At 65.6% G+C, this 25,383-nt stretch carries 19 protein-coding genes; 8 read left to right on the forward strand and 11 right to left on the reverse strand.

Annotated features, from left to right (window positions below; all coding sequences use genetic code 11):
- Positions 1-110: 110 nt before the first annotated feature.
- A complete protein-coding gene (gene smpB / locus EPK82_RS02190; protein WP_037050873.1) occupies positions 111-593 on the forward strand; it encodes an SsrA-binding protein SmpB in 483 nt (160 codons plus the stop codon).
- A gap of 64 nt (positions 594-657) precedes the next feature.
- Here the strand turns inward: smpB and EPK82_RS02195 are convergent, their stop codons facing one another.
- On the reverse strand, positions 658-1,425 hold the full coding sequence (locus EPK82_RS02195; protein ID WP_037050875.1) for an FCD domain-containing protein: 768 nt from the start codon (positions 1,423-1,425) through the stop codon (positions 658-660).
- A gap of 302 nt (positions 1,426-1,727) precedes the next feature.
- On the opposite strand from EPK82_RS02195, the gene EPK82_RS02200 reads away from it, so the two are divergent.
- From EPK82_RS02200 to dld, 3 genes are all read left to right on the forward strand, one after another.
- Positions 1,728-3,422 carry an L-lactate permease gene (locus tag EPK82_RS02200; protein ID WP_134675654.1) on the forward strand — a complete coding sequence of 565 codons (1,695 nt, stop codon included), beginning with the start codon at positions 1,728-1,730 and terminating at the stop codon, positions 3,420-3,422.
- 84 nt (positions 3,423-3,506) lie between these two features.
- Positions 3,507-4,646 carry an FMN-dependent L-lactate dehydrogenase LldD gene (gene lldD / locus EPK82_RS02205; protein ID WP_037050879.1) on the forward strand — a complete coding sequence of 380 codons (1,140 nt, stop codon included), beginning with the start codon at positions 3,507-3,509 and terminating at the stop codon, positions 4,644-4,646.
- Positions 4,647-4,650: 4 nt separating this feature from the next.
- Positions 4,651-6,366, forward strand: coding sequence for a D-lactate dehydrogenase (gene dld, locus EPK82_RS02210; RefSeq protein WP_134675655.1), 1,716 nt, complete (start codon positions 4,651-4,653; stop codon positions 6,364-6,366).
- A gap of 204 nt (positions 6,367-6,570) precedes the next feature.
- Here the strand turns inward: dld and clpB are convergent, their stop codons facing one another.
- From clpB to EPK82_RS02230, 4 genes are all read right to left on the reverse strand, one after another.
- Entirely contained in the window at positions 6,571-9,135 is a 2,565-nt protein-coding gene (gene clpB / locus EPK82_RS02215; RefSeq protein WP_134675656.1) for an ATP-dependent chaperone ClpB, read from the reverse strand.
- Positions 9,136-9,264: 129 nt separating this feature from the next.
- On the reverse strand, positions 9,265-10,002 hold the full coding sequence (locus EPK82_RS02220) for a nitroreductase family protein (protein WP_134675657.1): 738 nt from the start codon (positions 10,000-10,002) through the stop codon (positions 9,265-9,267).
- A 132-nt stretch (positions 10,003-10,134) separates the two neighbouring features.
- Complete coding sequence (locus EPK82_RS02225) at positions 10,135-10,620, reverse strand: glutathione peroxidase (RefSeq protein ID WP_037050890.1); 486 nt, start codon at positions 10,618-10,620, stop codon at positions 10,135-10,137.
- Between the two features lie 169 nt (positions 10,621-10,789).
- Complete coding sequence (locus EPK82_RS02230; RefSeq protein WP_037050891.1) at positions 10,790-11,275, reverse strand: FKBP-type peptidyl-prolyl cis-trans isomerase; 486 nt, start codon at positions 11,273-11,275, stop codon at positions 10,790-10,792.
- 11 nt (positions 11,276-11,286) lie between these two features.
- On the opposite strand from EPK82_RS02230, the gene EPK82_RS02235 reads away from it, so the two are divergent.
- The 4 genes from EPK82_RS02235 (at position 11,287) to EPK82_RS02250 (ending at position 16,009) form a co-directional block, all read left to right on the forward strand.
- A complete protein-coding gene (locus EPK82_RS02235) occupies positions 11,287-11,571 on the forward strand; it encodes a DUF3565 domain-containing protein (protein WP_081876458.1) in 285 nt (94 codons plus the stop codon).
- Positions 11,572-12,756, forward strand: a complete 1,185-nt coding sequence (locus EPK82_RS02240; RefSeq protein WP_037050893.1) for an acetate kinase — start codon at positions 11,572-11,574, stop codon at positions 12,754-12,756.
- A 9-nt stretch (positions 12,757-12,765) separates the two neighbouring features.
- Entirely contained in the window at positions 12,766-14,859 is a 2,094-nt protein-coding gene (gene pta / locus EPK82_RS02245; protein ID WP_134675658.1) for a phosphate acetyltransferase, read from the forward strand.
- A gap of 253 nt (positions 14,860-15,112) precedes the next feature.
- On the forward strand, positions 15,113-16,009 hold the full coding sequence (locus tag EPK82_RS02250) for an acyltransferase (RefSeq protein ID WP_037050896.1): 897 nt from the start codon (positions 15,113-15,115) through the stop codon (positions 16,007-16,009).
- A gap of 15 nt (positions 16,010-16,024) precedes the next feature.
- Here EPK82_RS02250 and EPK82_RS02255 read toward each other — a convergent pair whose 3' ends face one another.
- From EPK82_RS02255 to EPK82_RS02280, 6 genes are all read right to left on the reverse strand, one after another.
- Complete coding sequence (locus EPK82_RS02255; RefSeq protein ID WP_037050898.1) at positions 16,025-18,172, reverse strand: putative bifunctional diguanylate cyclase/phosphodiesterase; 2,148 nt, start codon at positions 18,170-18,172, stop codon at positions 16,025-16,027.
- A 44-nt stretch (positions 18,173-18,216) separates the two neighbouring features.
- Positions 18,217-21,933, reverse strand: coding sequence for a response regulator (locus tag EPK82_RS02260; protein WP_134675659.1), 3,717 nt, complete (start codon positions 21,931-21,933; stop codon positions 18,217-18,219).
- A gap of 230 nt (positions 21,934-22,163) precedes the next feature.
- Entirely contained in the window at positions 22,164-22,820 is a 657-nt protein-coding gene (locus EPK82_RS02265) for an OmpA family protein (RefSeq protein WP_037050901.1), read from the reverse strand.
- Between the two features lie 149 nt (positions 22,821-22,969).
- Complete coding sequence (locus EPK82_RS02270) at positions 22,970-23,638, reverse strand: OmpA family protein (RefSeq protein WP_134675660.1); 669 nt, start codon at positions 23,636-23,638, stop codon at positions 22,970-22,972.
- A 64-nt stretch (positions 23,639-23,702) separates the two neighbouring features.
- Positions 23,703-24,350: an MBL fold metallo-hydrolase gene (locus EPK82_RS02275; RefSeq protein WP_134675661.1), complete on the reverse strand. Its 648-nt coding sequence runs from the start codon at positions 24,348-24,350 to the stop codon at positions 23,703-23,705.
- Positions 24,350-25,372: an AraC family transcriptional regulator gene (locus EPK82_RS02280; RefSeq protein ID WP_134675662.1), complete on the reverse strand. Its 1,023-nt coding sequence runs from the start codon at positions 25,370-25,372 to the stop codon at positions 24,350-24,352. The genes EPK82_RS02275 and EPK82_RS02280 overlap by 1 nt, the downstream gene beginning before the upstream one ends.
- Positions 25,373-25,383: the final 11 nt, after the last annotated feature.

Below are 25,383 nucleotides of genomic sequence, written 5' to 3' on the forward strand. Positions count from 1 at the left end.
CACTACGGGAAAAAGATCGCGCATTGTCGAAGATTAGCCGGACAGGCTCAAGCTTGGCTCGGTAAAGCCCCATGGCGCAGGCGCGGGCGACTCCCTATAATGCGCGCCCTATGGCTAAGCAAAAGAAACATCCACAAGGCACCATCGCGCTGAACAAAAAGGCGCTGCACGATTATTTCGTCGAACAGAAGTTCGAGGCGGGCGTCGCCCTGGCTGGCTGGGAAGTGAAGAGCCTGCGCGCTGGCAAGGCCCAGCTGGTGGACAGCTACGTACTGCTCAAGGACGACGAAGCCTGGCTGATGGGGGCGCATATCACCCCGTTGAAAACCGCCAGCACCCACGTCATCGCCGACCCGATCCGCACGCGCAAGCTACTGCTGAACAAGCGCGAGCTGGACAAGCTGTTCGGTGCCGTGCAGCAGAAGGGCTACACCTGCGTCGCCCTGTCGCTGTACTGGAAACAGCACCTGGTCAAATGCGAGATCGCCCTGGCCAAGGGCAAGAAGGACTTCGACAAGCGCCACGTCGAGAAAGAGCGTGACGCCAACCGTGAAGTCCAGCGCGCCATGCGCAGCAAGGGCAAGGACGACTGACAGCGGCTGCGGGCCATGAGCGCTTTCACAGCGACTCTGGCTCCTGCATGTAGCTTGTAGCTGCCTATAGTCCCTGCCGACGCTGCGCTCGCGCCACGCGCCGAGCCTCCAGCTGAACTTCCGCCAGCACTTCCTGCACATAGTCGATGTGCCGGTTGGACAGGTCGCGCGCGTCCTCCGCACGCCCTTCGATGATCGCCTCGAACAGCGCCCGGTGCTGGCTGATCAGCATGTCGCGGGTTTCTTCGCGCTGGGCGTACATGCCACCGATGTTGGTCACCACGTTGCGCTTGAGCAGATCGAACAGGCCGCGGATGGTGTGCAGCAGCACGGCATTGTGGCTGGCTTCGGCAATCGCCAGATGGAAGCGCGCATCGGCCGCGCCCTCCTCGGCCCGCGTGACCTTGCCAGCGCGCGAGTAGCAGTCCTGCAACGCCTCGAACGCCTCGCTCAGCCGTTGCCGGTCGATATCGGTGGCTCGCCGGGCCGCGTAGTAGGCACAGGAACCTTCCAGCGTATGGCGGAATTCCAGCAGGTCGCGCTGCGCATCCTCCTTGTTCTCCAGCAGGTGCAACAGCGGGTCGCTGAAGGTCGAGCCCAGTGATTCGGCCACATAGTTGCCGCCACCCTGACGGCTGACCAGCAACCCCTTGGCCACCAGTTTCTGAATCGCCTCGCGCAGGGACGGACGTGACACGCCGAACTGCTCGGCCAATGCGCGCTCGGCAGGCAGCCGCTCGCCGGCACGCAGGGTGCCTTCGAGAATCATGGTTTCCAGTTGCGCGACGATGTCGTCCGAGAGACGACGCTGTCGCACCAGACCTACTTCCATTGCGCGCTTCTCCATTGGTTTGACCAGGCCATATGCAGCATGGCGCAAGCCTATAGCGCCGCCCCGCGACGAACAAGACAGCATTCTACGACCAAAGTCTTAGCCCTGCGATTTGACAGCGCATTGATCGACTTTTAACCTGAGCCGGCTGTTTTGTAAATTGGTCTTACCAATTAACCCGATTCAATAACAAGAACGAGTCGTCGAGGTCACGCCATGAAGCCCCATAGCGCTGCACGTCTGCCGAATACCGCATCCCCCCTGCTACTGCGCCGCGTGCGCCTTGCCGCGGAGTAAGCCCCATGTCCAACGGAATTCTCGCCCTGCTGGCGTTCTCGCCGATCCTGCTCGCCGCCATCCTGCTGATCGGCCTGCGCTGGCCGGCCAAGCGCGCCATGCCGCTGGTCTATCTGGTCACCGCCGCCGTCGGCCTGTTCGCCTGGGACATGAGCCTCAACCGCGTGCTGGCCTCCACCCTGCAAGGCCTGCTGATCACCCTCGGCCTGCTGTGGATCATCTTCGGCGCGATCCTGCTGCTGAACACCCTCAAGCATTCCGGCGGCATCACCGCCATTCGTGCCGGTTTCACCACCATCAGTCCTGACCGTCGCATCCAGGCCATCATCATCGCCTGGCTGTTCGGCTGCTTCATCGAGGGCGCCTCGGGTTTCGGTACCCCGGCCGCCATCGCTGCCCCGCTGCTGGTGGCCATCGGCTTCCCGGCCATGGCTGCGGTGCTGATGGGCATGCTGGTTCAGAGCACGCCGGTGTCCTTCGGCGCGGTCGGCACGCCCATCATCGTCGGCGTCAACACCGGCCTGGATACCGCGACCATCGGCGCCCACCTGGTGGAGCAAGGTTCCTCCTGGGCGCAGTTCCTGCAACTGATCACCAGTGAAGTGGCGATCATCCACGCCACCGTCGGCGTCCTGATGCCCACCATCATGGCGATGATGCTGACCCGCTTCTTCGGTGCCGAGAAAAGCTGGAAAGCCGGCCTGGCAGTCCTGCCGTTCGCCATCTTCGCCGGTTTCGCCTTCGTCATCCCCTACGTCTTCACCGGCGTGTTCCTCGGCCCGGAATTCCCCTCCCTGCTGGGCGGCCTGATCGGCCTGGCCATCGTCACCAGCGCCGCACGCGTCGGCTTCCTGGTACCGAAGCAGACCTGGGACTTCGCCCCGGCGGACAAATGGCCGAGCGAATGGCTGGGCAGCGTCGAGATGAAACTGGACGAGCTGACCGCCAAGCCGATGAGCGCACTGCGCGCCTGGCTGCCCTACGTGCTGGTCGGCGCCCTGCTGGTGATCAGCCGCGTGTTCCCGCAGGTGGGCAACGCCCTGAAAGCCGTGGTGGTGAACTTCCCCGACCTGCTCGGCGAAGCCGGCGTCAGCGCCAGCTTCCAGCCGCTGTACCTGCCAGGCGGCATTCTGGTCGCCGTGGTACTGGCCACTTTCTTCCTGCACGGCATGAAGGCGCGTGACCTGGGCAAGGCCGTCAAGGAATCCTCCAGCGTGCTGCTCAGCGCCGGCTTCGTGCTGCTGTTCACCGTGCCGATGGTGCGCATCCTGATCAACTCCGGCGTCAACGGTGCCGAGCTGGCCAGCATGCCGATCCTGATGGCGCGCTGGGTCGCTGACAGCGTCGGCGGCATCTACCCGCTGCTGGCCCCGAGCATCGGCGCCCTGGGCGCGTTCATCGCCGGTTCCAACACCGTCAGCAACATGATGTTCAGCCAGTTCCAGTTCGGCGTGGCCAGCAGCCTGGGCATCTCCAGCGCGCTGATCGTCGCGGTGCAGGCCGTGGGCGCCGCCGCCGGCAACATGGTGGCGATCCACAACGTGGTCGCGGCATCGGCCACCGTTGGCCTGCTGGGCCGCGAAGGCAGTACCCTGCGCAAGACTATCTGGCCGACGCTGTACTACGTGCTGTTCACCGGCATCATCGCGCTGGTCGCGATCTACGTACTGGGCATCAGCGACCCGCTGGCCGCCCGCTGAGCACAAGGTTCCACTGCGCCCCGGCCATGCCGGGGCTCTTGCCGTCAGGCTACGCTTCCCCTTTTTCAGCAACAGGATGAGCCCATGATCATTTCTGCCTCTACCGACTATCGCGCCGCCGCTCAGCGCAAGCTGCCGCCCTTCCTGTTCCACTACGTCGATGGTGGTGCCTATGCCGAGCACACCCTGCGCCGCAACGTCGCCGACCTGTCGGACATCGAGCTGCGGCAGCGGGTGCTGAAGAACATGTCCGAGCTGGACCTGTCCACCGAGCTGTTCGGCGAGAAGATGTCGATGCCGGTCGGTCTGGCGCCGGTCGGCCTCACCGGCATGTTCGCCCGCCGCGGCGAAGTGCAGGCGGCCAAGGCGGCAGCGGCCAAGGGCCTGCCCTTCACCCTGTCCACCGTGTCGGTGTGCCCGATCGAGGAAGTGGCGCCGGCGATCGACCGGCCCATGTGGTTCCAGCTTTACGTGCTGAAGGACCGCGGCTTCATGAAGAACGCCCTGGAGCGGGCCAAGGCCGCCGGCTGCTCGACCCTGGTGTTCACCGTGGACATGCCCGTGCCCGGCGCCCGCTACCGCGACGCCCACTCCGGCATGAGCGGCCCGAACGCGGCCATGCGCCGCGTGCTGCAGGCCATGACTCACCCGCAGTGGGCCTGGGACGTCGGTCTGCTGGGCAAGCCGCATGACCTGGGCAACATTTCCGCCTACCGTGGCAACCCCACGGGTCTGGCCGACTACATCGGCTGGCTGGGCGCCAACTTCGACCCGTCGATCTCCTGGAAGGACCTGGAGTGGATCCGCGACTTCTGGGACGGCCCGATGGTCATCAAGGGCATCCTCGACCCGGAAGACGCCCGCGACGCCGTCAGCTTCGGTGCCGACGGCATCATCGTCTCCAACCACGGCGGTCGTCAGCTCGACGGCGTGCTGTCCAGCGCCCGTGCCCTGCCGGCCATCGCCGACGCGGTCAAGGGTGACCTGAAGATTCTCGCCGACTCCGGCATCCGCACCGGCCTGGACGTGGTGCGCATGCTCGCCCTCGGCGCCGATACCGTGCTGCTCGGTCGCGCCTTCATCTACGCCCTGGCCGCCGCCGGTGGCGCCGGCGTGAGCAACCTGCTCGACCTGATCGAGAAGGAGATGCGCGTGGCCATGGTGCTGACGGGCGCCAAGTCCATCGCCGAGATCTCCTCGGACCTGCTGGTAAAGGAGCGCTGAGTCGATGACCGCTGCCGCCACCACCCCGAGCCGTGAAGACCTGCTGGTGCAGATGCGCCAGATCGTCGGTGCCAGCCATGTGCTGACCGACGAGCAAGGCACACGACGCTTCCGCAAGGGCCACCGTACCGGCGAGGGCAACGTCCTCGCGGTGGTGCGCCCGGGCTCCCTGCTGGAGCAATGGCGCATTCTCCAGGCGGCGGTCGCGGCTGATCGCATCGTCATCATGCAGGCCGCCAACACCGGCCTGACCGGTGGTTCCACCCCCGACGGCGACGACTACGACCGTGAGATCGTACTGATCAGCACCCTGCGCGTCAGCGGCGTGCAGCTGATCAACGATGGCCAGCAGGTGGTGTGCCTGCCCGGCGCCACCCTCGACCGCCTGGAACAGGCGCTGGCACCGCTGAATCGCGAACCGCACTCGGTGATCGGCTCCTCGTGCATCGGCGCTTCGGTGCTCGGCGGCATCTGCAACAACTCCGGCGGCGCCCTGGTACGCCGTGGCCCGGCCTATACCGAACTGGCGCTGTACGCACAGGTGAAGGACGACGGCTCGCTGGAACTGGTCAATCACCTGGGGATCGAGCTGGGCGACAGCCCCGAGGAAATCCTCACCCGCCTGCAGCAGGGCGACTACAGCCCGCAACAGGTACGCAACGAGGCCACCGCCAAGGCCTCCGACGCACGCTATGGCGAGCACGTGCGCGATGTCGACGCCGACACCCCGGCGCGCTTCAATGCCGACCCGTCACGCCTGTTCGAGGCCTCCGGTTCGGCCGGCAAGCTGTGCCTGTTCGCGGTGCGCCTGGACACCTTCCCGAAGGAACCGAGCACGGTGTTCTACATCGGCAGCAACGACCCGCACGACCTGACCGAGGTGCGCCGCCACCTGCTGGCCAGGCTGCCGCGCCTGCCGATCGCGGGGGAATACATCCACCGCACCGCCTTCGACATCGGCGAGAAGTACGGCAAGGACACCTTTCTGGTGATCGACAAGTTCGGCACTTCCAGGGTGCCGGCGGCCTTCGCCATGAAGAGCCGGGTCGACGGGTTCTTCGAGCGCTTCGGCCTGCGTGGCGTGACCGATAAAGTGATCCAGGCGCTGATGAACCTGCTGCCCAGCCACCTGCCCGCGCGCATGCGCGAGTACCGCGACCGCTTCGAGCATCACCTGCTGGTGCGGGTGTCCAACGACACCCTGGAGCAGACCCGCGCCTTCCTCGCCGAGTTCTTCGCTGGCAGCGACAGCGGCGCCTACTTCGAATGCGACGCCGAGGAAGGCCGCAAGGCGTTCCTGCATCGCTTCGCCGTCGCCGGTGCCGCGATCCGCTACCGCGAGGCGCACCGCAGCAGCGTCGAGGACATCCTCGCCCTGGACATCGCCCTGCGCCGCAACGATCGCGACTGGGTCGAGACACTGCCGGACGAGATGGAGGAGCAGATCATCCACAAGCTCTACTACGGGCACTTCTTCTGCCACGTGTTCCACCAGGACTACATCGTCAAGAAAGGCAACGACCCGATCGCGATGGAACACCGCATGTGGGCGCTGCTCGACGAGCGCCGCGCCGAATATCCGGCCGAGCACAACGTCGGCCACCTGTACGTGGCCAAGCCGGCGCTGGCGGGCTTCTATCGCGAACTCGACCCGACCAACAGCTTCAACCCCGGTATCGGCCATACCTCGAAGAAGAAGCACTGGGGCGATTGCTGCTGATACGTTACGCAGCAGCGGCTTCAGAGCTTCACGGCTGAAGCCGCTCCTACGGATAAGCACGCACGCCGGGTACAGTCCGGGGCCGACCCTGTAGCCCGGATGCAATCCGGGTCACCCTGACTGCCATTTTGCGGATGTCATCCGGGCTACAAAAAAACAAAGGCCCGCCAATTGGCGGGCCTTGTCGTTTGCCGCTGCGACCGATCAGGCGAAGACGATCTCGTCGCCCGCCACCTTGGCCTTGACCTGCACACCCGGAGCGAAGTCGCCTGCCAGGATGCGCTGCGCCAGCGGGTTCTCGATCCAGCGCTGGATCGCACGCTTGAGCGGGCGCGCGCCATACACCGGGTCGTAACCGACGGCGATCAGCTTGTCGAGCGCCTCCGGCGTCAGTTCCAGGCTCAGCTCACGCTCGGCCAGGCGGCCACGCAGGCGCTGCAGCTGAATCTCGGCGATGCCGGCGATCTGCTCGCGGCCCAGCGGCTCGAATACCACCACCTCGTCGATCCGGTTGATGAACTCGGGGCGGAAGTGGCTGCTCACCGCGTCCATCACCGCCGCGCGCTGCGCTTCCCTGTCGCCGACCAGTTCCTGGATCTGCGCCGAGCCCAGGTTGGAGGTCATCACGATCACGGTGTTCTTGAAGTCCACGGTACGCCCGTGGCTGTCGGTCAGCCGGCCATCCTCGAGCACCTGCAGCAGCACGTTGAACACATCCGGGTGCGCCTTCTCGACTTCGTCCATCAGCACCACCGAGTAGGGTTTGCGGCGTACCGCCTCGGTCAGGTAACCGCCCTCCTCGTAGCCGACGTAACCGGGCGGCGCACCGATCAGGCGCGCCACGCTGTGCTTCTCCATGAACTCGGACATGTCGATGCGCACCAGCGCCTCCTCGGTGTCGAAGAGAAACTCGGCCAGCGCCTTGCACAGTTCGGTCTTGCCCACCCCGGTCGGGCCGAGGAAGAGGAACGAGCCGCTCGGTCGGTTCGGGTCCGCCAGCCCCGCGCGCGAACGGCGCACGGCGTTGGCCACGGCGACCACCGCTTCGTCCTGGCCGATCACCCGCTGGTGCAGCAGGCCTTCCATCTTCAGCAGCTTCTCGCGCTCACCCTCGAGCATCTTGCTCACCGGGATGCCGGTCCACTTGGAAACGACCTCGGCGATTTCCTCGTCGGTGACCTTGTTGCGCAGCAGCTGGTTCTCGCTCTTGCCGTGCTGGTCGACCATCTGCAGGCTGCGTTCCAGATCGGGGATCACGCCGTACTGCAGCTCGGCCATGCGGTTGAGGTCACCCTTGCGCCGTGCGGCCTCCAGCTCGGTCTTGGCCTGTTCGATCTTCTGCTGGATCTGCGCCGAACCCTGCACCTCGGCCTTCTCCGACTTCCAGATCTCGTCGAGGTCGGCGTACTCCTTCTCCAGCTTGGCGATGTCGTCTTCGAGCTTGATCAAGCGTTTCTTGGTCGCCTCGTCGTCTTCCTTCTTCAGCGCCTCACGCTCGATCTTCAGCTGGATCAGGCGGCGATCCAGACGATCCAGCTCCTCGGGCTTGGAGTCGATCTCCATGCGAATGCGGCTGGCGGCCTCGTCGATCAGGTCGATGGCCTTGTCCGGCAGCTGACGGTCGGTGATGTAGCGATGGCTGAGCTTGGCCGCGGCGATGATCGCGCCATCGGTGATGGTCACCCCGTGGTGCACCTCATAGCGCTCTTTCAGGCCACGGAGGATGGCGATGGTGTCCTCCTCGCTCGGCTCGTCCACCAGCACCTTCTGGAAGCGACGCTCCAGCGCGGCGTCCTTCTCGATGAACTGGCGGTATTCGTCCAGCGTGGTGGCGCCAACGCAATGCAGCTCGCCCCGCGCCAACGCCGGCTTGAGCATGTTGCCGGCATCCATCGCGCCCTCGGCCTTGCCAGCGCCAACCATGGTGTGCAGTTCGTCGATGAACAGAATCACCCGGCCTTCCTGCTTGGCCAGCTCGTTGAGCACCGCCTTGAGGCGCTCCTCGAACTCGCCACGGAACTTGGCGCCGGCGATCAGCGAGCCCATGTCCAGCGACAGCAGGCGCTTGTCCTTCAGGCCATCGGGCACCTCACCGTTGATGATGCGCTGCGCCAGCCCCTCGGCGATGGCGGTCTTGCCGACACCGGGTTCACCAATCAGCACCGGGTTGTTCTTGGTACGCCGCTGCAGGACCTGGATGGTGCGGCGGATCTCGTCGTCACGCCCGATCACCGGGTCGAGCTTGCCGTCCTCGGCACGCTTGGTCAGGTCGACGGTGTACTTGTCCAGCGCCTGGCGCGACTCCTCGACATTGGGGTCGTTGACGGCCTGGCCGCCACGCAGGTTGGCGATGGCATTTTCCAGGGCCTTCTTCGATACGCCCTGGCCAAGCAGCAGCTTGCCCAGCCTGGTGTTCTCGTCCATGGCGGCGAGCAGCACCAGCTCGCTGGAAATGAACTGGTCGCCCTTCTGCTGGGCCAGGCGGTCGGCCTGGTTGAGCAGGCGCGCCAGGTCCTGCGACAGATTGATGTCGCCGGTGGGATTCTGCAGCTTGCCGAGCTGGTCCAGCTCGCGGGTCAGGCCCTGGCGCAGGCTGTTGATGTCGAAGCCCACCTGCATCAGCAGGGGCTTGATCGAACCGCCCTGCTGCTCGAGCAGGGCCTGCATCAGGTGCAGCGGTTCGATGGCCGCGTGGTCCATGCCCACGGCCAGGGATTGGGCGTCGGAGAGTGCAAGTTGCAGCTTGCTGGTCAAACGATCGATACGCATAAATGTCCTTCCTCCAGAAGAGCGGGCCGGGACAACATCCCCGAAAACCGATACCCGCCGAGATGAAGACTAGATAAGGACGATTACGCCGTATTCAAGATCAGGCGATTTGATCCAGGTCAAGCGCGCCTACAGCCAGGTGACCTGTTGCTCCAGCGGGAAGCGCAAGCGCGGGTTGTACACGCCCTTCTCGCCCTGGCGGCCGACGGCCAGGAGCATGATCGGTATGGCCTGGCGCGGAATCTCCAGCACGCGGCGCAGGCGCACTTCATCGAAGCCTTCCATCGGGCAGGTCGCGTAACCGTGGCTGTGGAAGGCCAGCATCAGGTTCTCGGCCGCCAGCGCAGTGGACTTCACCGCCCACAGGCGCATGTCCGCCCGGCTGTTGGGCGTTCGCATCAGGGCCTTGCGCAGCCCCAGCAGGCGTACCAGCTGGCGCTTGAACAGCCCGAGCAGTCCCAGCGGCCCCTGGTTGTACTGAAACGGCGCGGTCTTGCTGTAGAAACTGCGGATGCGGGCCGGCACCTCGGCTTCCGGCCAGTAGTCGATGACGTTGCGGCACGCCTGACGCCAGGTGTCCGGACGGGCCAGCACGGCGATGATCAGTGGCGCCCGAGCAGCATTCTGGCCCATGCAGACCGGGTGCAGGCGGGCCAGCAGGCCCGGGTCGCGAATGACCTGGAAGCTCCAGGGCTGCAGGTTGCAGGAATTCGGCGCCAGCACGGCCAGCTCCAGGCAGTCGCGGATAACGTCGTCCGCCACCGCTTCGGGCGTGAAGCGGCGCACGGCACGGCGCCCTTCGATCAGCGCGCGCAACTCGGCCGGCGACGCCATGGCAGGCAATTGCTCGTTGGGAAAGCTGGTCATGGTTGCACTCCTCGGCAAGTCGTCCGATTAAGCAAGCGAACGACCGCATGAACAAGGGTGCATGAGGAAATGGCCGTGGTTTTGGCCGATTCGCCACGCCTGCCGGCTCGTTCGAGCTGGCAGGCCCACGGCTCAGAGGCCGAGCGCTTTCTCGACGGCCTGGATGAGCGCCGGGTCGTCCGGCGTGGTGCGTGGGGAGAAACGCGCCAGCACACGACCGTCCTGGCCAACCAGGAACTTCTCGAAGTTCCAGGTGATGTCGCCCGGAAACTCGGCGCCCTCACCGGCGAGCAGGCGATACAACGGATGGCGCCCTGGGCCGTTGACCTCCAGCTTGCTGCCCAGCGGAAAGCTCACCCCGTAGTTGAGGCTGCAGAACTCACGGATTTCCTCCTCGCTGCCAGGTTCCTGGCCGGCGAACTGGTTGCAGGGCACACCGAGCACGGTGAAGCCATTGCCCTTGTACTGCTGGTAGAGCTTCTCCAGCCCGGCGTACTGAGGGGTCAGGCCGCACTTGGAGGCGACGTTGACCACCAGTACCACCTGGCCCTTGTAGGGCGCCAGCGGCAGTTCCTGGCCGTCCAGCGCGCGTAGATTGAGATCGTGAAAGGCACTCATGACGAACTTCCTCAGCGAATTCAGTGCAGCGGGCGCGTGGCCCTGAAACGGCTGGCCCGAAGACCAACGGGCATGCATGAAAAAGGCGCCCTGAGGCGCCTTTATCGCAAACTTCAGCTTAGCAGTGGTTCCGCCAAGGGGAACGACCGCAAGTCGCCCGACAGGCAACTCAGTGGTGGTGACCACCTTCGCCATGGATGTGACCGTGGGCCACTTCTTCGGCGCTGGCTTCACGCACGTCGACGACCTTGACCTTGAAGTTCAGGCGCTGGCCAGCCAGCGGGTGGTTGCCGTCGACGGTCACGTCGTCGCCGTCGATATCACGGATGGTGACGATCTGCATGCTGCCGTCCGGGCCGGACGCGTGGAACTGCATGCCCACTTCCAGGGTGTCGACGCCTTCGAACATGGCGCGGCTCAGGGTCGCGACCAGCTCGGCGCTGTACTCGCCGTAGGCTTCTTCCGGCTCGACGGAGACTTCGACTTCGTCGCCCGCCTGCTTGCCCACCAGGGCCTTCTCCAGGCCGACGATGATGTTGCCGGCGCCATGCAGGTACACCAGCGGCGCGCCGCCAGCGGAGCTGTCGATCACCTCGCCGGCATCGTTGGTCAGGGTATAGTCGATGGAGACGGCCTTGTTGGCGGCAATCAGCATGTGGAGACCTTTTGCGAAAGAGAAATGAACGGTCAAGTCTAACCAAGGCTGGTCGCGATTGCGACCCGACCCCGGACAAACGGGCCGCATGGATCGTTGATTTTCGTCAGGACGAACATGGCGATTGGCTGGCAGTCTTGTCTTGTGGTCATACTCAGCATGTACGCCACCGACCGCCCTGGCAGAATCGGCCCTGGGTACTCGATCCCGAACAGCGCCAGGCCAGGCTGGGCAGCCCATTCGCCTGTGGCTGGTGCGCCAGGGATCGGTCGCACGAACCCTCCAAGGAAGCTTAAATGTCGGCACGCAACATTCTGGTGATCAACTGCGGCAGTTCGTCGATCAAGTTCGCGCTGGTCAACGAGGCACAAGAAACCTTCATCCTCAGCGGCCTGGCCGAGCGCCTGGGCAGCCCCGAGGCGGTCCTGCACTGGCGCCTGGGTGAACACAAGGACAGCCTGGCGCTGCCAGGCGCGGACCATCGTCAGGCCCTGTCCCATCTGCTGCCGATCGTGCAGCAGGCCGCAGCCGGCGCCCTGCACGGCATTGGCCACCGCGTGGTGCACGGCGGTGAACACTTCTCCGGCGCCAGCCGCCTGGATGCCTCCAGCCTGCACAGCATCCGCCAGATCGCACCACTGGCGCCGCTGCACAACCCCGCCAATCTGCAGGGCATCGAAGCGGCGATGAAACTGTTCCCGGACCTGGTCCAGGTGGCGGTCTTCGACACCGCCTTCCACCAGACCCTGCCCGAACACGCCTTCCGCTACGCCGTCCCGCAGGCGCTGTACGCCGAACATGGCGTGCGCCGCTACGGTTTCCACGGCACCAGCCACCGCTACGTCAGCCAGAAGGCCGCGCAGATGAGCGGCCTGGCGGTCGAGGCCAGCAGCTGGCTGGTAGCCCACCTGGGCAACGGCAGCTCCACCTGCGCCGTGGAGAACGGCCTAAGCCGTGACACCAGCATGGGGCTGACTCCGCTGGAAGGTCTGGTGATGGGCACACGCAGCGGTGACGTCGACCCCAACCTGCACAGCCACCTGGCGCGAACCCTGGGCTGGAGCCTGGAACAGATCGACGCCATGCTCAACCACGACAGCGGCCTGCTCGGCCTTTCCGGGCTGTCCAACGACATGCGTACGCTGGAGCTGGCGCGCGAGCAGGGCCACCCCGGCGCCACGCTGGCCATAGAGGTGTTCTGCTACCGCCTGGCCAAGTCACTGGCCGCCATGAGCTGCGCCCTGCAGCGTCTCGACGGCGTGGTCTTCACCGGCGGCATCGGCGAGAACTCGGCGCTGATCCGGCGCAAGACCCTTGACCATCTCGGCCTGCTCGGGCTGAAGCTCGACGAGCAGGCCAACGCCCGCTGCATACGCGGCATAGCCGGCGCGATTCATGCGCCAGGCCACCCGCGCGTGCTGGTGGTGCCCACCAATGAAGAGCGGCAGATCGCCCTCGACACCCTTGCCCTGCTCGACTGAGGCTTTTTCATGCACACATTCTTCATCGCCCCCACCGGTTTCGGTGTCGGTCTCACGTCCATCAGCCTCGGCCTGGTCGGTGCCCTGGAGCGCAGCGGCCTGAAGGTCGGCTTCTTCAAGCCCATCGCCCAGCCGCATGCCGGTGACCTCGGGCCGGAGCGTTCCAGTGAACTGATCGCCCGCACCCATGGCCTGCACTCGCCCAAGCCGCTGCCACTCAGCCATGTCGAGCGCATGCTCGGCGACGGCCAGCTGGACGAGCTACTGGAAGAGATCATCAGCCTCTATCAGCAGGCAGCCGCCGGCAAGGACGTGGTCATCGTCGAAGGCATGGTGCCGACACGCCACGCCAGCTACGCCGCGCGCGTCAACTTCCACCTGGCCAAGAGCCTGGACGCCGACGTGATTCTGGTCAGCGCACCGGAGGACGAGAGCCTCACCGAACTGTCCGACCGCGTCGAGATCCAGGCCCAGCTGTTCGGTGGGCCGAAGGATCCGAAGGTACTCGGGGTGATCCTCAACAAGGTACGCAGCGAGGACGGTATCGATGCCTTCGCCGAGCGCCTGGAAGACCTGTCACCGCTGCTCAAGAGCGGCGACTTCCGCCTGCTCGGCTGCATCCCCTGGCAGGACGAGCTGAACGCGCCGCGCACCAAGGACATCGCCGAGCTGCTCGGCGCCCGCATCCTCAATGCCGGTGACTACGAGCAGCGGCGCATGATGAAGATCGTGCTCTGCGCCCGCGCCGTGGCCAACAGCGTGCAGTTGCTCAAGCCCGGCACCCTGGTGGTGACGCCCGGCGACCGTGACGACATCATCCTCTCGGCCTGCCTGGCCGCGATGAACGGCGTGCCGCTGGCCGGCCTGCTGCTGTGCAGCGATTTCGCCCCCGACCCGCGCATCATGGAACTTTGCCAGGGAGCGCTGGCCAGCGGCCTGCCGGTGATGACGGTAAGCACCGGTTCCTATGACACCGCCACCCATCTCAACCGCCTGAACAAGGAAATCCCGCTGGATGACCGCGAGCGCTCGGAGAAGGTCTCCGACTTCGTCGCCGGGCACATCGACCATGACTGGCTGCGCACCCGCTGTGGCACGCCGCGCGAACTGCGCATGTCGCCACCGGCATTCCGCTATCAGCTGGTGCAGCGGGCCAAGGCCGCTGCCAAGCGGATCGTCCTGCCCGAGGGCAGCGAGCCGCGTACCGTGCAGGCTGCCGCCATCTGCCAGGCGCGCGGCATCGCCCGCTGCGTATTGCTGGCCAAGCCGGAAGACGTGCAGGCCGTGGCGCGTGCGCAGGGCATCGAACTGCCGGACGGCCTGGAAATCCTCGATCCGGACCTGATTCGCGGTCGCTATGTCGAGCCGATGGTCGAACTGCGCAAGGGCAAGGGCCTGAATGCGCCGATGGCCGAGGCACAACTGGAAGACACCGTGGTGCTGGGTACCATGATGCTGGCGCTGGATGAGGTCGACGGCCTGGTGTCCGGCGCCATCCACACCACCGCCAACACCATTCGCCCGGCCCTGCAGCTGATCAAGACCGCTCCCGGCTACAACCTGGTGTCCTCGGTGTTCTTCATGCTGCTGCCGGACCAGGTGCTGGTCTATGGCGACTGCGCGGTGAACCCCGATCCGAACGCCGAGCAACTGGCCGAGATCGCCCTGCAGAGCGCCGCCTCCGCGCAGGCCTTCGGCATCGCGCCGAGAGTGGCGATGCTCAGCTACTCCACCGGCGACTCCGGCAGTGGCGAGGAAGTGGAGAAGGTCCGCGCAGCGACCCGCCTGGCTCGCGAGAAACGCCCGGAGCTGCCACTCGACGGCCCGCTGCAGTACGATGCCGCCGCCATCGACAGCGTCGGCCGGCAGAAGGCGCCGAACAGCCCGGTCGCCGGGCGTGCCACGGTGTTCGTGTTCCCCGACCTGAACACCGGCAACACCACCTACAAGGCCGTGCAGCGCAGCGCCGACTGCATCAGCGTCGGCCCCATGCTGCAGGGCCTGCGCAAGCCGGTGAACGACCTGTCGCGCGGTGCGCTGGTCGATGACATCGTCTATACCATCGCACTGACGGCGATTCAGGCGGCGGACCTGCCGAGCTGACCCCGGGAATGCGCCATGTCCCGCAACGAACCGGGCGCACCGGCGGCCGGCATGCATGGCGCAAGCCCGAGGCAGACGAAACCCTCTGGTCATGGCTGGCACTTGCAGGTCAGTGCACAGCCGTTAACCTTGGCGCCGAACCAGCTCGCCGCACGCAATGCCGCAGCTCTTTCAACCGCAACGGGGCTCAGCGAAAGCCCCATTCTCAGGCTGCCCGCCGGGCGTGCAGCCTGCCTACGGAGGCGTTCGCCCGATGCTGCACTTTCTCCCTGCGCCACTGCGCGGCCTGATCGCCGGGCTGCTGTTGGCACTCAACACGCTGTTCTGGTGCTGGCCGCTGTTCATCGTCGCCCTGCTGAAACTGCTGCTGCCGTTCGCCCCCATCCAGCGCGCGCTGCGCTTCGTCATGCACGGCATCGCGGAAAGCTGGATCGGCGTCAACAAGTTCTGGATGCGCCTGGTCGGCACCATCGAATGGAACGTCCAGGGCCTGGAGCGCTTCGATACCCGGCACTCCTACCTAGTGACCAGCAACCACCAGAGCTGGGTCGACATCCTCGTGCTGCAGTACCTGCTCAACCGGCGCATGCCGCTGCTGAAGTTCTTCCTCAAGCAGGAGCTGATCTGGGTCCCGGTGATCGGCCTGTGCTGGTGGGCGCTGGAGTTTCCGTTCATGAAGCGCTTCAGCAAGGAGTACCTGGCCAAGTACCCGGAGAAACGCGGCCAGGACCTGGCCACCACTCGCAAGGCATGCGCCCGCTACAAGACCAACCCGGTGGCGGTGTTCAACTTCCTCGAAGGCACCCGCCTGACCCCGGCCAAGCACGCCCAGCAGCAATCGCCGTTCAGGCATCTGCTCAAGCCCAAGGCTGGCGGCATCGCCTTCGTGCTGGATGCCATGGGCGAGCAACTGCACGCCATCGTCAACGTCACCATTCACTACCCGCACGGCGTGCCGGGCTTCTGGGACCTGCTCTGCGGTCGCCTGGACGCCGTCCAGGTGCGTTTCCGGCAGGTCGACATCCCGCGTGAATTCATCGGCCGCAACTACGACCAGGACGAGGACTACCGCCGGGCCTTCCAGCAGTGGGTCAACCGTCTGTGGGAAGAGAAGGACGCGGAGCTCGCCAGCCTGCACCAGCAGGCCTGAGCGACGCTGCCGGGATCAGTCCTCGCGCGGCAGCGGCAACGTACTCCAGTCCAGCTGGGCCGGCACCCGCAAGGCAGTGCCGGCCGGCACCCCCGGCGCCACCAGAAAGCCCTGCATGAAGTTGCAGTGATGCTGCACCAGCCACTCGCGCTGGGCCTGGGTCTCGACCCCTTCGGCAATCACCTCCAGGCCCAGATGGCGGCCGAGATCGATGATGGTGCTGACCACCGCGGCATCGCGCGGTGAATCGAGCATGTTGGCGATGAACAGGCGGTCGATCTTCAGCGTATCCAGTTCGAAGTGGCGCAGATAGGCCAGCGACGAGTAGCCGGTGCCGAAATCGTCGATGGCGATCTTCACTCCCAGTTCCCGCAGGTGACGCAGCTGCGCCTGGGTCAGCTCCAGGTCCTGCATCAGGGCGCTCTCGGTCACCTCGACCTCCAGCTGGCTGGGCTTGAGGCCATGGGAGTCGAGGACACGCTGCAGGTCGGTGACCAGCTGCGGCATGCCGAACTGCACCGGGCTGACATTCAGGCTCAGCACCATGTCCTCGCCGAACTGGCGCTTGAAGATCGCCAGCTGCCTGGCCCCTTCCCGGAAGATCCACTCGCCCAGGCGATTGATCAGCCGCGTTTCCTCCAGCAAGGGGATGAACACGTTGGGCGCCACCGTTCCGGCAACCCGATGCTGCCAGCGCAGCAAGGCCTCGAAGCCGCGCAGACGTCCGCTCGCCAGTTCGAACTGCGGCTGGTAGACCAGCACGAAATCGTCGTTCTCGATGGCATGGCGCAGGCTTTCCTCGAGCATCAGCCGAGAGCGCGCACGGCCGTTCATCTCTGGCGAGAAGAAGCGGTACTGCTGGCGCCCGGCACGCTTGGCCTCGTACATCGCCATGTCGGCGGAACGCAGCAGGCCCTCGACGTTCTGCCCGCATTCGGGGAAGCAGGCGATGCCGACGCTGGCGCCCAGGGTGACATCGACACCGTCGAGGGTGTGGCGCACCGACACCAGCTCGATCAGTTTCTCCGCCACCCGCGCGGCGTCTTCCGGGTGGCCGAGGTTGTCCAGCAACGCGGTGAACTCGTCGCCACCGATGCGTGCCAGGCTGTCGTATGGCCGCAGGCAGGCCTTGAGCTGCTCGCCGACCCGGCGCAGCAACTGGTCGCCGACATCATGGCCGAGCGAATCGTTGATGCGCTTGAAGCCGTCCAGATCCAGATAGAGCACCGCAAGCCGCTGGCCACTGCGCTCGATGCGCGCCAGCGACGACTCCAGGGCCTGGTGAAAACCGCGCCGATTGAGCAGGCCGGTCAGGGAGTCGGTCACCGCCTGCGATTCCAGCTGTGCGTGAAGATTGCGCACCACCGACATGTCCAGGGCAATGACCACCATGGCCCGTTGCAGCCTGGGCAGCGGCGAACAGGACAGCGCCACCGGCAGGCAACCGCCATCGAGCGTGCGCATCATCGCCTCGTGCACGCGGTAGGTCGCCTCGCGCTTGAAGTGCAGATAGAACTCGGACTGCTGCCAGCCGCCCTCGCAGGCAGGATTCTTGAGAAACGACAGCAGGTCGACGCCCTCCAGGTCCCCCACCTCGCCGCCGAGCATCTGCGCCATGGCCGGGTTGGCGAACTGGATGCGCCCGTCTTCCCCGACCACCAGGATGCCTTCGGCGGCATTGGCCAGGACCGACGCATTGAAGGCGCGAGCACGGTCGAGCTGCAGCGACAGCTGTTGCAGCTCCATACGGTTGCTTTCGTGCTCCAGCAGGCTCTCGATCTTGTGCCGCAACACGCTGGGATCGAAGGGTTTGAGGACGAAGTCCACGGCACCGGTGCTGTACCCGCGCAGCACCGCTTCATGGGTCTGGGCGATGGCCGAGACGAAGATGATCGGCGTCAGCCGGGTGCGCGGATTGCCGCGCATCAGGCGGGCGACTTCGAAGCCGTCCATGCCCGGCATCTGCACATCCAGCAGGACCAGGCCGACATCGTCCTCGAGCAGATAGCGCAGGGCCTCCTCGCCCGACTTGGCACAGCGCAGCTGCCACTCGCCATCCTCGAGCAGCGCCTGCATGGCCTCGAGGTTCTCTATACGGTCGTCCACCACCAGCAGCGTCTGTTTGGCGGGTATGGCAGCGGTCTTGCTCTGCGCCTGGGCCATCACTACTCCTCTATCCTTCGCCCTTGCATCAGTTGCTCCTGAGATCAGGGTAGATCATTGCCGGTCGATGGCACGGCTGACATGCCCAGCCAGTGCTCCAGCATGGCCAGCAGCTCATCGCGCTTGACCGGCTTGGCCATGTAGTCGTCGGCGCCCGCGGTGATGCACTTCTCGCGATCGCCCTTCATGGCGTGCGCGGTGAGGGCGATGATCGGGATCACGCAGCCATGTTCCTGCTTGAGCAGGCGTGTCGCGGTATAGCCATCCATGTTGGGCATCGCCATGTCCATCAGGATCAGGTCGAAGGGCTCACGCTGGTAGCTGGCGATGGCCTCGACCCCATCGGTGGCCGAGCTGACCTGTAACCCGGCCTCGTCGAGCAGTGCGGTCAGCGCGTAGACGTTACGCACGTCGTCATCGACCAGCAGAATGCGTCGCCCCTGCAGGCTGCCGGCCTGTGGCTCGGCCTGCTGCGGCGCGCGCACGTCGCCCAGGAAGCCCTGCACCGCCTGGCACAGCGCCTGGGTATCGTCGCCATGCTTGCGCACCACCACGGCACTGTAGCGGCGCAGGCGCTGCAGGGTCTGCTGGGTCACGTCCACCCCGGTATTGATGACGATGCGCGTCCCCTGCAGCGAGCGCATCTGGTTGAGGCTGTCGAGCAGGGCGAAGCCGTCCTGGTCGGGCAGGTCCAGGTCGATCACCAGCGCGCAGAACTGCCCCTGCGCATACGCCAGGCGCGCCTGCTCGCCGTCGGCGCACGCGCAGACCTTGAACCCCAGCGCGGTCAGTTGCTCACGGTAGTGCTCGCGCTCCACCTCCACGTCCTCGACCAGCAACAGCGCGGTCTCCTGCGCCGCACCATGCTGCAGTTCGATGAAGACCTGCTCCAGCTCATCGGTGCCGATCGGCTTGACCAGGTAGCGCGTGCCGTCGTCGTTCCAGCCCGCCGGCTGCGGTACGCAGGAGATGATGTGTACCGGTGTATGACGATGCGTCGGCTGGGCACGCAGCCGCCGGAACAGCTGCCAGCCACTGAGATCCGGCAGGAGGATGTCGAGGATCACCGCATTGAACGACTCCTGCTGCAGCACCCCCAGCGCCTGCAGGCCGGTGCGGCAGTGGACGCTGGAGAAGCCGTGGGAATGGGCTTCCTCGGCGATCACTGCGGCGAAATTGGCGTCATCCTCGACGATCAGCAACGGCGGCCCCTCGCCGGCGCGTTGCGGCCCCTCGACAGGCGCCTCGACATTCATCGGCGCGACCTGCACCGGCAACCTGACGGTGAAGGTGGAACCCTGCCCCGGCGCGCTCTGCAGGCTGATATCGCCATCCAGCGCCAGGACCAGCTGGCGGGTGATCGCCAGCCCCAGGCCGGTACCGCCGAAACGGCGGCTGGTGGAACCGTCGATCTGCTGGAAGGCCTGGAAGATCTGCTCGTGCTGCGCCGGATCGATGCCGATCCCGCTGTCCCGCACGCTGAAGCACAGCAGCTCGCGCTCGTCGTCCTGGCGTCCCTCGCTGCTGACGGTCAGGGTGACCTCGCCGTGGTCGGTGAACTTCAACGCGTTGGACAGCAGGTTGCGCAGGATCTGGTGCAGGCGCACGCGGTCGGTATGGATCACGCGCGGCACACCGGCGTCGAGCTGCGTATGCAGACGCAGGCCCTTGAGTTCGGCCATCGGCCGCAGGCTGGCATCCAGTTCCACCAGCACGTCCTGCATGTTGATCGGCTCGAGCTTGAGCTGCATGCGCCCGGATTCGACCTTGGCCAGGTCGAGCACATCGTTGATCAGCTGCAACAGGTCGCTGCCGGCACGGTGCACGATGTCGGCATGCTTGCTCTGTTTCTCCGTCAGGTTGCCCGCCAGGTTCTGCCGCAACTGGTCGCTGAGGATCAGAATGCTGTTGAGCGGCGTGCGCAGCTCATGCGACATGTTGGCGAGGAACTCGGACTTGTAGCGGTTGGCCAGCAGCAGTTGCTCGGCCTGCTCGCGCAGTTTCTGTTCGGCGGCCTTGCGCTCGCTGATGTCGATGATCACCGCCTGCACCAGGCTCTCGTCGCCACTGCGAATGGGCGAAAGGCCCACCTCCAGGGGGATCATCCGCCCCTCGCGATGCAGGCCGAACAGCTCGCGATTACCGCCCATGCGCCGTTGCTCGGGCATAGCCTGGTAGCCACGGCGCATAGCCACATGGCTACCGCGCTGTGCCGCCGGCAACAGCATCTCGACCGGCTCACCCAGCAGCATCTGCCGCTCGTAGCCGAACAGCAGCTCGGTCTGGCGGTTGACCATGGCGATACGACCGAGCCCGTCGACCAGCAGGATGGCGTTGGGCGATGCCTCCACCACCAGACGGAAGCGCTCCTCCGCCACCTTGCGCGCACGCAGATCGACCAGGTTGATCAGGTAGCTGCTGCCCTCGTGCAACGGGTTCAGGCTGATGCTGACCGGAATCGACTCGCCACGCAGGGTACGCACCGTGCGTTCGTCGCTCTCGGCCAGCTGTTGCTGCAGGTCCTTGGGCGATTCGATATTGGCCAGCATGCGCAGCACCGATTCGCCAGGCAGCGCGTTCAGCGGGCAGTCGAACAGCTCCGCGGCGCTGCGGTTGGCCATCTCGATCCGCCCCTCGGCGTCGCAGAGCAGCGTGGCGACCGGCAGGCGCTCGACCAGCAGGCGGAAGCGTTCCTCGCGCTCCTGCAGGGCCTGCCCTGCCATCTCGCTGATGTTCAGCTTGCGTTCACGCTGATAGAGGAAGCCGCCGAACAGCAGCGACAGCATCAGAGCGGCGACCAGACCCGCCCAGAGCCCCAGTGTGCCGGTTCGATCGATCAGGCTGCGCTCGTACTCCGGCGTGCCGAATACCTCCAGCTGCCAGGTACGGCCATACAACGACAGCTCCTGCTGATAGCTGAACAGCGGCGACCAGTCGTTGACGCCGACCTCCTGGCTGAGCAGCTGCAGATCGGTGGCCCGGGGGTCCTTGAGCTGGATGTCGAACAGCCGCGTCTGCCGTCCGAGAATCCCCTCGATGAGGTCGTGGCTGCGAAACGCACCGTGGACGAGTCCCAGCAAGGCGGCCCGGCGCTGTTCGGCGGAGTTGACCGGCACGCCCGGACGATACACGGGCAGATAGAGCAGCACGCCGGACTGGACGTTGACATCCACCTCCTGACGCAGCACCAGCGGCCCGCTCAGGCTCGCCTCACCGGTATCGACACTGCGCTCGACCGCCGTGCGACGAACCGTCTCGCTGAGCATGTCGTAGCCGAGCACGCGCCTGTTGCGCCAATCCAGCGGGCTGACGTAGTCGATCGGCAGATAGTGCTCGCGATCGCCACTCGGGAAGATCTGGTAATCGAAGCGGCCGTCGCCCTTCACCTCAGCGGCGAAGTCAGCCAGTTGCTCGGGCGTCAGGTAGCGTGACCAGGCGACAGCCTGGATGCCTGGATAGCGGTCCTGCAGCTGCAGCTGGTCCACCGCTCGCTCCCACTCCGCGAGCGTGACCTGGTCACTGCCGATCATCAGGCCTGCGATACCCCGCAGCACCATCTCGTAGGCCTGCATGCGCGCCAGCACACGCTGGCCGATGTCCTGGGCCTCCTGCTGGAAGCCCCTCTGGCTCTCCTCCCGCGCACGCTCCTGCAGGGTGTTCCACTGCCAGAAGATCAGGCCACTCAGCCCCAACATGAGGCCAAGCGCCACCAACAACGGTGTCCAGGGCCATGGCGGCCGCTTGACAGCTCTGTCGTCCATTCACACTCCTTCGGTCATCCAGAACCAACACCGACAGCCGAGCTGTCCGTGGGTTTTACAGAACCATAAAAAGCATTCTAGTCAGGTTTTGAATGACTGGCCTTTTGCCAGGGGAGATACGACAGGCGGTCAGAAAACGCGAAGATGGCGCCAGCCCGGCGGCGAACGCTCTGCAGCCGCGGCCACAAAAAAGCCCCCGGAACGGGGGCTTTCGTCAGCCTGGCGGCGCCTCAGAGCGGGCGCAGGTTGATCTCGACACGGCGGTTCTGCGCACGCCCCGCCTCGCTGGCGTTGCTCGCGATCGGCTGGCTCGGGCCGGCGCCGTAAGCGGAGATGCGCTGGCCCGGCACGCCGTTGGCCGTCAGGTAGTTGGCCACGCTCTGCGCGCGACGCTGCGACAGGCTCTGGTTCAGTTCCTGGGAACCGGTGCTGTCGGTGTGGCCGACGATGTTCACCCCGTTCTTGTCGAACTCCTTGAACACCAGCACCAGCGAGTTGAGCGTCGGGTAGAAGCCGCTGGAGATGTCGGCGGAATTGCTGGCGAAGGTGATGTTACCCGGCATGATCAGCTTCAGATCGTCGCCGTTGCGCTGGACCTGCACGCCGGTGCCCTGCAGGGTCTGGCGCAGCTTGGCTTCCTGGGTGTCGACGTAGTAGCCGTAGCCACCGCCGGCCGCGCCACCGACGGCTGCACCGATCAGCGCGCCCTTGGCACGATCCTTCTTGCTCGAGGTCGCCGCACCGATCACCGCGCCGGTCACCGCGCCGACACCGCCATAGATACCGGCTTTACCAGCCTGCTGCTCACCGGTGTAGGGATTGGTGGTGCAGCCAGCCAACATGGCCATGAGCGCAGTGGCTGCGATCAGATTACGCCTAGTTTTCATAAGGTTTCCTTTGAGATTTCTTCTGGTATCGGGCAGACATGCCGCAGTCTTCGAGCGCCTCGAGGGCCGCGAAGTTCAACCCTAGCTTAGCAGCCGGCGCATGCCAGAACTGCGACACAGGGCCAATCCGGCCAGTCGTTGCGCAGGAGTCACTGCACGCCCGGCAGCGGCCGCAGGGTCACTTCGACACGCCGGTTCTGCGCCCGGCCCTCGGCCGTGGTATTGCTTGCCAGCGGTTGGTCCGGTCCCATGCCCCGGGTGCTCAGGCGACCCGGATCGACGCCCTGCGCCAGCAGGTAGTCCGCGACGCTCTGCGCCCGGCGCTGCGACAGGTCCATGTTGTAGGCGTGCGAACCCGTGCTGTCGGTGTGGCCGACGATCTCGATACTGTTCTGGTTGTACTGGCGAAACGAGTTGGCCAGGTTGTTCAGCGGCTGATAGAAGCTGCTGGATATCTGTGCCGAGTCGGTAGCGAAGGTGATGTTGCCGGGCATGACCAGCTGGATCACGTCGCCCTGGCGCTGCACCTCCACACCAGTGCCCTGCATGCTGCGGCGCAGCTCTTCTTCCTGCTTGTCGGCGTAGTAGCCGTAGCCCGCCGCAGCGGCACCGGCGACGGCAGCGCCGATCAGCGCACCCTTGCCTCGGTTGTCGTGGTTGATCAAGGCGCCGGCCGCGGCGCCCGCAAGCGCCCCGATACCGCCATAGGTGGCGGCCCGGTTGGAGCTGGGGGCGCTCTGGTCATAGGGATTCTGCGAAGCGCAGCCGCCCAGCAGCAGCGCGGAGGAACACAGGGCAATCAGTGTCGAGCGGAACATGAAGGCATCTCCATGAACGGGGGATGATGGCCTTTTGATCGGTATTCGCTCGATTAGTGCCCCGTCAGGCGCGAATAAAGGGGTTCTCGCGCATCTCGTCGCCCAGTCGTGTGTCGGGACCATGGCCGGTCACCACCGTGGCCTCTTCATCCAGACGATACAGGCGCTGTTTGATCGAGCGCTCGATGGTGGCGTAGTCACCGCCCCACAGGTCGGTACGGCCGATGCCCCGGCGGAACAGCGTGTCCCCCGCGATCAGCAACTTGGCCTCCTCGAACCAGAAGCTCATCGAGCCGGGCGTGTGCCCGGGTGTATGCAGGGCCACGCCACAGCCGCAGGCCAGCTCCTCGTCGTCATCCAGCCACTGGTCCGGCGCCGGCACCGGCGTGTAGGGCACGCCGAACATGCTGCACTGCATCTCCAGGTTGTCCCAGAGGAACTGATCCTCCTTGTGCAGGTGCAGCGTCGCTCCGGTCTTCTCCTTCATCTGCCCGGATGCGAGGAAGTGATCGAGGTGGGCATGGGTGTGGATGATGCTCACGACCTTGAGCCCGTGGACATCCAGGCGCGCCATGATCAGATCGGGGTTGCCGCCCGGATCGACCACGATGGCCTTCTTCGTCAGCGGATCACCGATGATGGTGCAGTTGCACTGCAGCGGGCCGACGGGAAAGGTTTCGCGGATCAGGGCTGGGCGTTCGGCGGTGCTCATCAGGGGGCCTCGTTGCGGTAGTCGACGGGCAGTTTACCGGTCCACTTGCGGAATGCACGACGGAAGTTGGACGGGTCACTGAAGCCCAGCAGCTGCGCGATTTCATACAGCGGCAGGTGCGTGGTGGTCAGGTACTGCAGGGCCAGGCGCCTGCGCACGTCATCCAGCACCTGCTGATAGCTGGTGCCCATCTGCGCCAGGTGCCGGCGCAGGCTGCGGCCGCTGGTGTGCAGGGCGCTTGCCGCGCTGTCCAGATCGGGAAAGTCGCCAGGGCGAGCGAGCAACAACCGGCGCACGCGCGTGAGCAGGCCATCCTGCACATCGAGGCTGGCCAGCAGCGCCTCGCACTGCTGCTCGCACATCTGCACCGTGGCCGGGTTGGCCAGCGCCATCGGGCGCTGCAGGTAGTGCCGGGGCAGACGCAGCCAGTGGCAGGGCTGCTCGAACTGCGCAGCGACGCCGAACACCTCGGCATAACGCCCGGCATAGTCCGGTGCGGCATGGGCGAAGCCGACCGCAAGGCCCTGCAGCGCTTCGCCCAGGAGAAAACGCGCGATGGTGTGGATGCTGGTCAGCAGCCCCTCGGCGGCAAAACGCGACTGCGGCCCCATGGGGAACGACTCGACCGCACGCAGTTCCATGGCATCGCCCTGCTCCACCAGCTCGAGGTCGAAGGCCAGGCCCAGCACGCGGTAATACTTCAAGGCGAACTGCAGCGCCTTGCCCAGATCCGCGCTGGACAGCACGGCATAGCCGAGGATGCCATGGGTGGAAACGTTGAGCCGCTGCCCCAGCACCAGGCCGAGCGCCGGTTCTCCACAGCGCTCCAGTGCGGCCTGGGTGAGCAGGTGGAAATCGAGGAAGGACAGGCGGCCATTGGGGCTGCCCAGTACTTCGGGGCGGACCCGTGCGGCGGCGAACAGCTCGGCGCGTGCCTGGCCCAGTTCTTCGGCCAGCGCCAGCAATGCCTCGGCGTAGGCCACGGGCACCAGTTCGGCGGTGAGGTTGAGGGCGTGCTTCATCGAGGGGTTGT

It is taken from the genome of Ectopseudomonas khazarica (assembly GCF_004521985.1).
GTDB lineage: Bacteria > Pseudomonadota > Gammaproteobacteria > Pseudomonadales > Pseudomonadaceae > Aquipseudomonas > Aquipseudomonas khazarica.

What these genes read in the sequence shown, in the direction of transcription:
- smpB (WP_037050873.1), top strand. Translation starts at nt 111, where the DNA reads ATGGCTAAGCAAAAGAAACATCCACAAGGCACCATCGCGCTGAACAAA.
- EPK82_RS02195 (WP_037050875.1), bottom strand. Translation starts at nt 1,425, where the DNA reads ATGGAAGTAGGTCTGGTGCGACAGCGTCGTCTCTCGGACGACATCGTC.
- EPK82_RS02200 (WP_134675654.1), top strand. Translation starts at nt 1,728, where the DNA reads ATGTCCAACGGAATTCTCGCCCTGCTGGCGTTCTCGCCGATCCTGCTC.
- lldD (WP_037050879.1), top strand. Translation starts at nt 3,507, where the DNA reads ATGATCATTTCTGCCTCTACCGACTATCGCGCCGCCGCTCAGCGCAAG.
- dld (WP_134675655.1), top strand. Translation starts at nt 4,651, where the DNA reads ATGACCGCTGCCGCCACCACCCCGAGCCGTGAAGACCTGCTGGTGCAG.
- clpB (WP_134675656.1), bottom strand. Translation starts at nt 9,135, where the DNA reads ATGCGTATCGATCGTTTGACCAGCAAGCTGCAACTTGCACTCTCCGAC.
- EPK82_RS02220 (WP_134675657.1), bottom strand. Translation starts at nt 10,002, where the DNA reads ATGACCAGCTTTCCCAACGAGCAATTGCCTGCCATGGCGTCGCCGGCC.
- EPK82_RS02225 (WP_037050890.1), bottom strand. Translation starts at nt 10,620, where the DNA reads ATGAGTGCCTTTCACGATCTCAATCTACGCGCGCTGGACGGCCAGGAA.
- EPK82_RS02230 (WP_037050891.1), bottom strand. Translation starts at nt 11,275, where the DNA reads ATGCTGATTGCCGCCAACAAGGCCGTCTCCATCGACTATACCCTGACC.
- EPK82_RS02240 (WP_037050893.1), top strand. Translation starts at nt 11,572, where the DNA reads ATGTCGGCACGCAACATTCTGGTGATCAACTGCGGCAGTTCGTCGATC.
- pta (WP_134675658.1), top strand. Translation starts at nt 12,766, where the DNA reads ATGCACACATTCTTCATCGCCCCCACCGGTTTCGGTGTCGGTCTCACG.
- EPK82_RS02250 (WP_037050896.1), top strand. Translation starts at nt 15,113, where the DNA reads ATGCTGCACTTTCTCCCTGCGCCACTGCGCGGCCTGATCGCCGGGCTG.
- EPK82_RS02255 (WP_037050898.1), bottom strand. Translation starts at nt 18,172, where the DNA reads ATGGCCCAGGCGCAGAGCAAGACCGCTGCCATACCCGCCAAACAGACG.
- EPK82_RS02260 (WP_134675659.1), bottom strand. Translation starts at nt 21,933, where the DNA reads ATGGACGACAGAGCTGTCAAGCGGCCGCCATGGCCCTGGACACCGTTG.
- EPK82_RS02265 (WP_037050901.1), bottom strand. Translation starts at nt 22,820, where the DNA reads ATGAAAACTAGGCGTAATCTGATCGCAGCCACTGCGCTCATGGCCATG.
- EPK82_RS02270 (WP_134675660.1), bottom strand. Translation starts at nt 23,638, where the DNA reads ATGTTCCGCTCGACACTGATTGCCCTGTGTTCCTCCGCGCTGCTGCTG.
- EPK82_RS02275 (WP_134675661.1), bottom strand. Translation starts at nt 24,350, where the DNA reads ATGAGCACCGCCGAACGCCCAGCCCTGATCCGCGAAACCTTTCCCGTC.
- EPK82_RS02280 (WP_134675662.1), bottom strand. Translation starts at nt 25,372, where the DNA reads ATGAAGCACGCCCTCAACCTCACCGCCGAACTGGTGCCCGTGGCCTAC.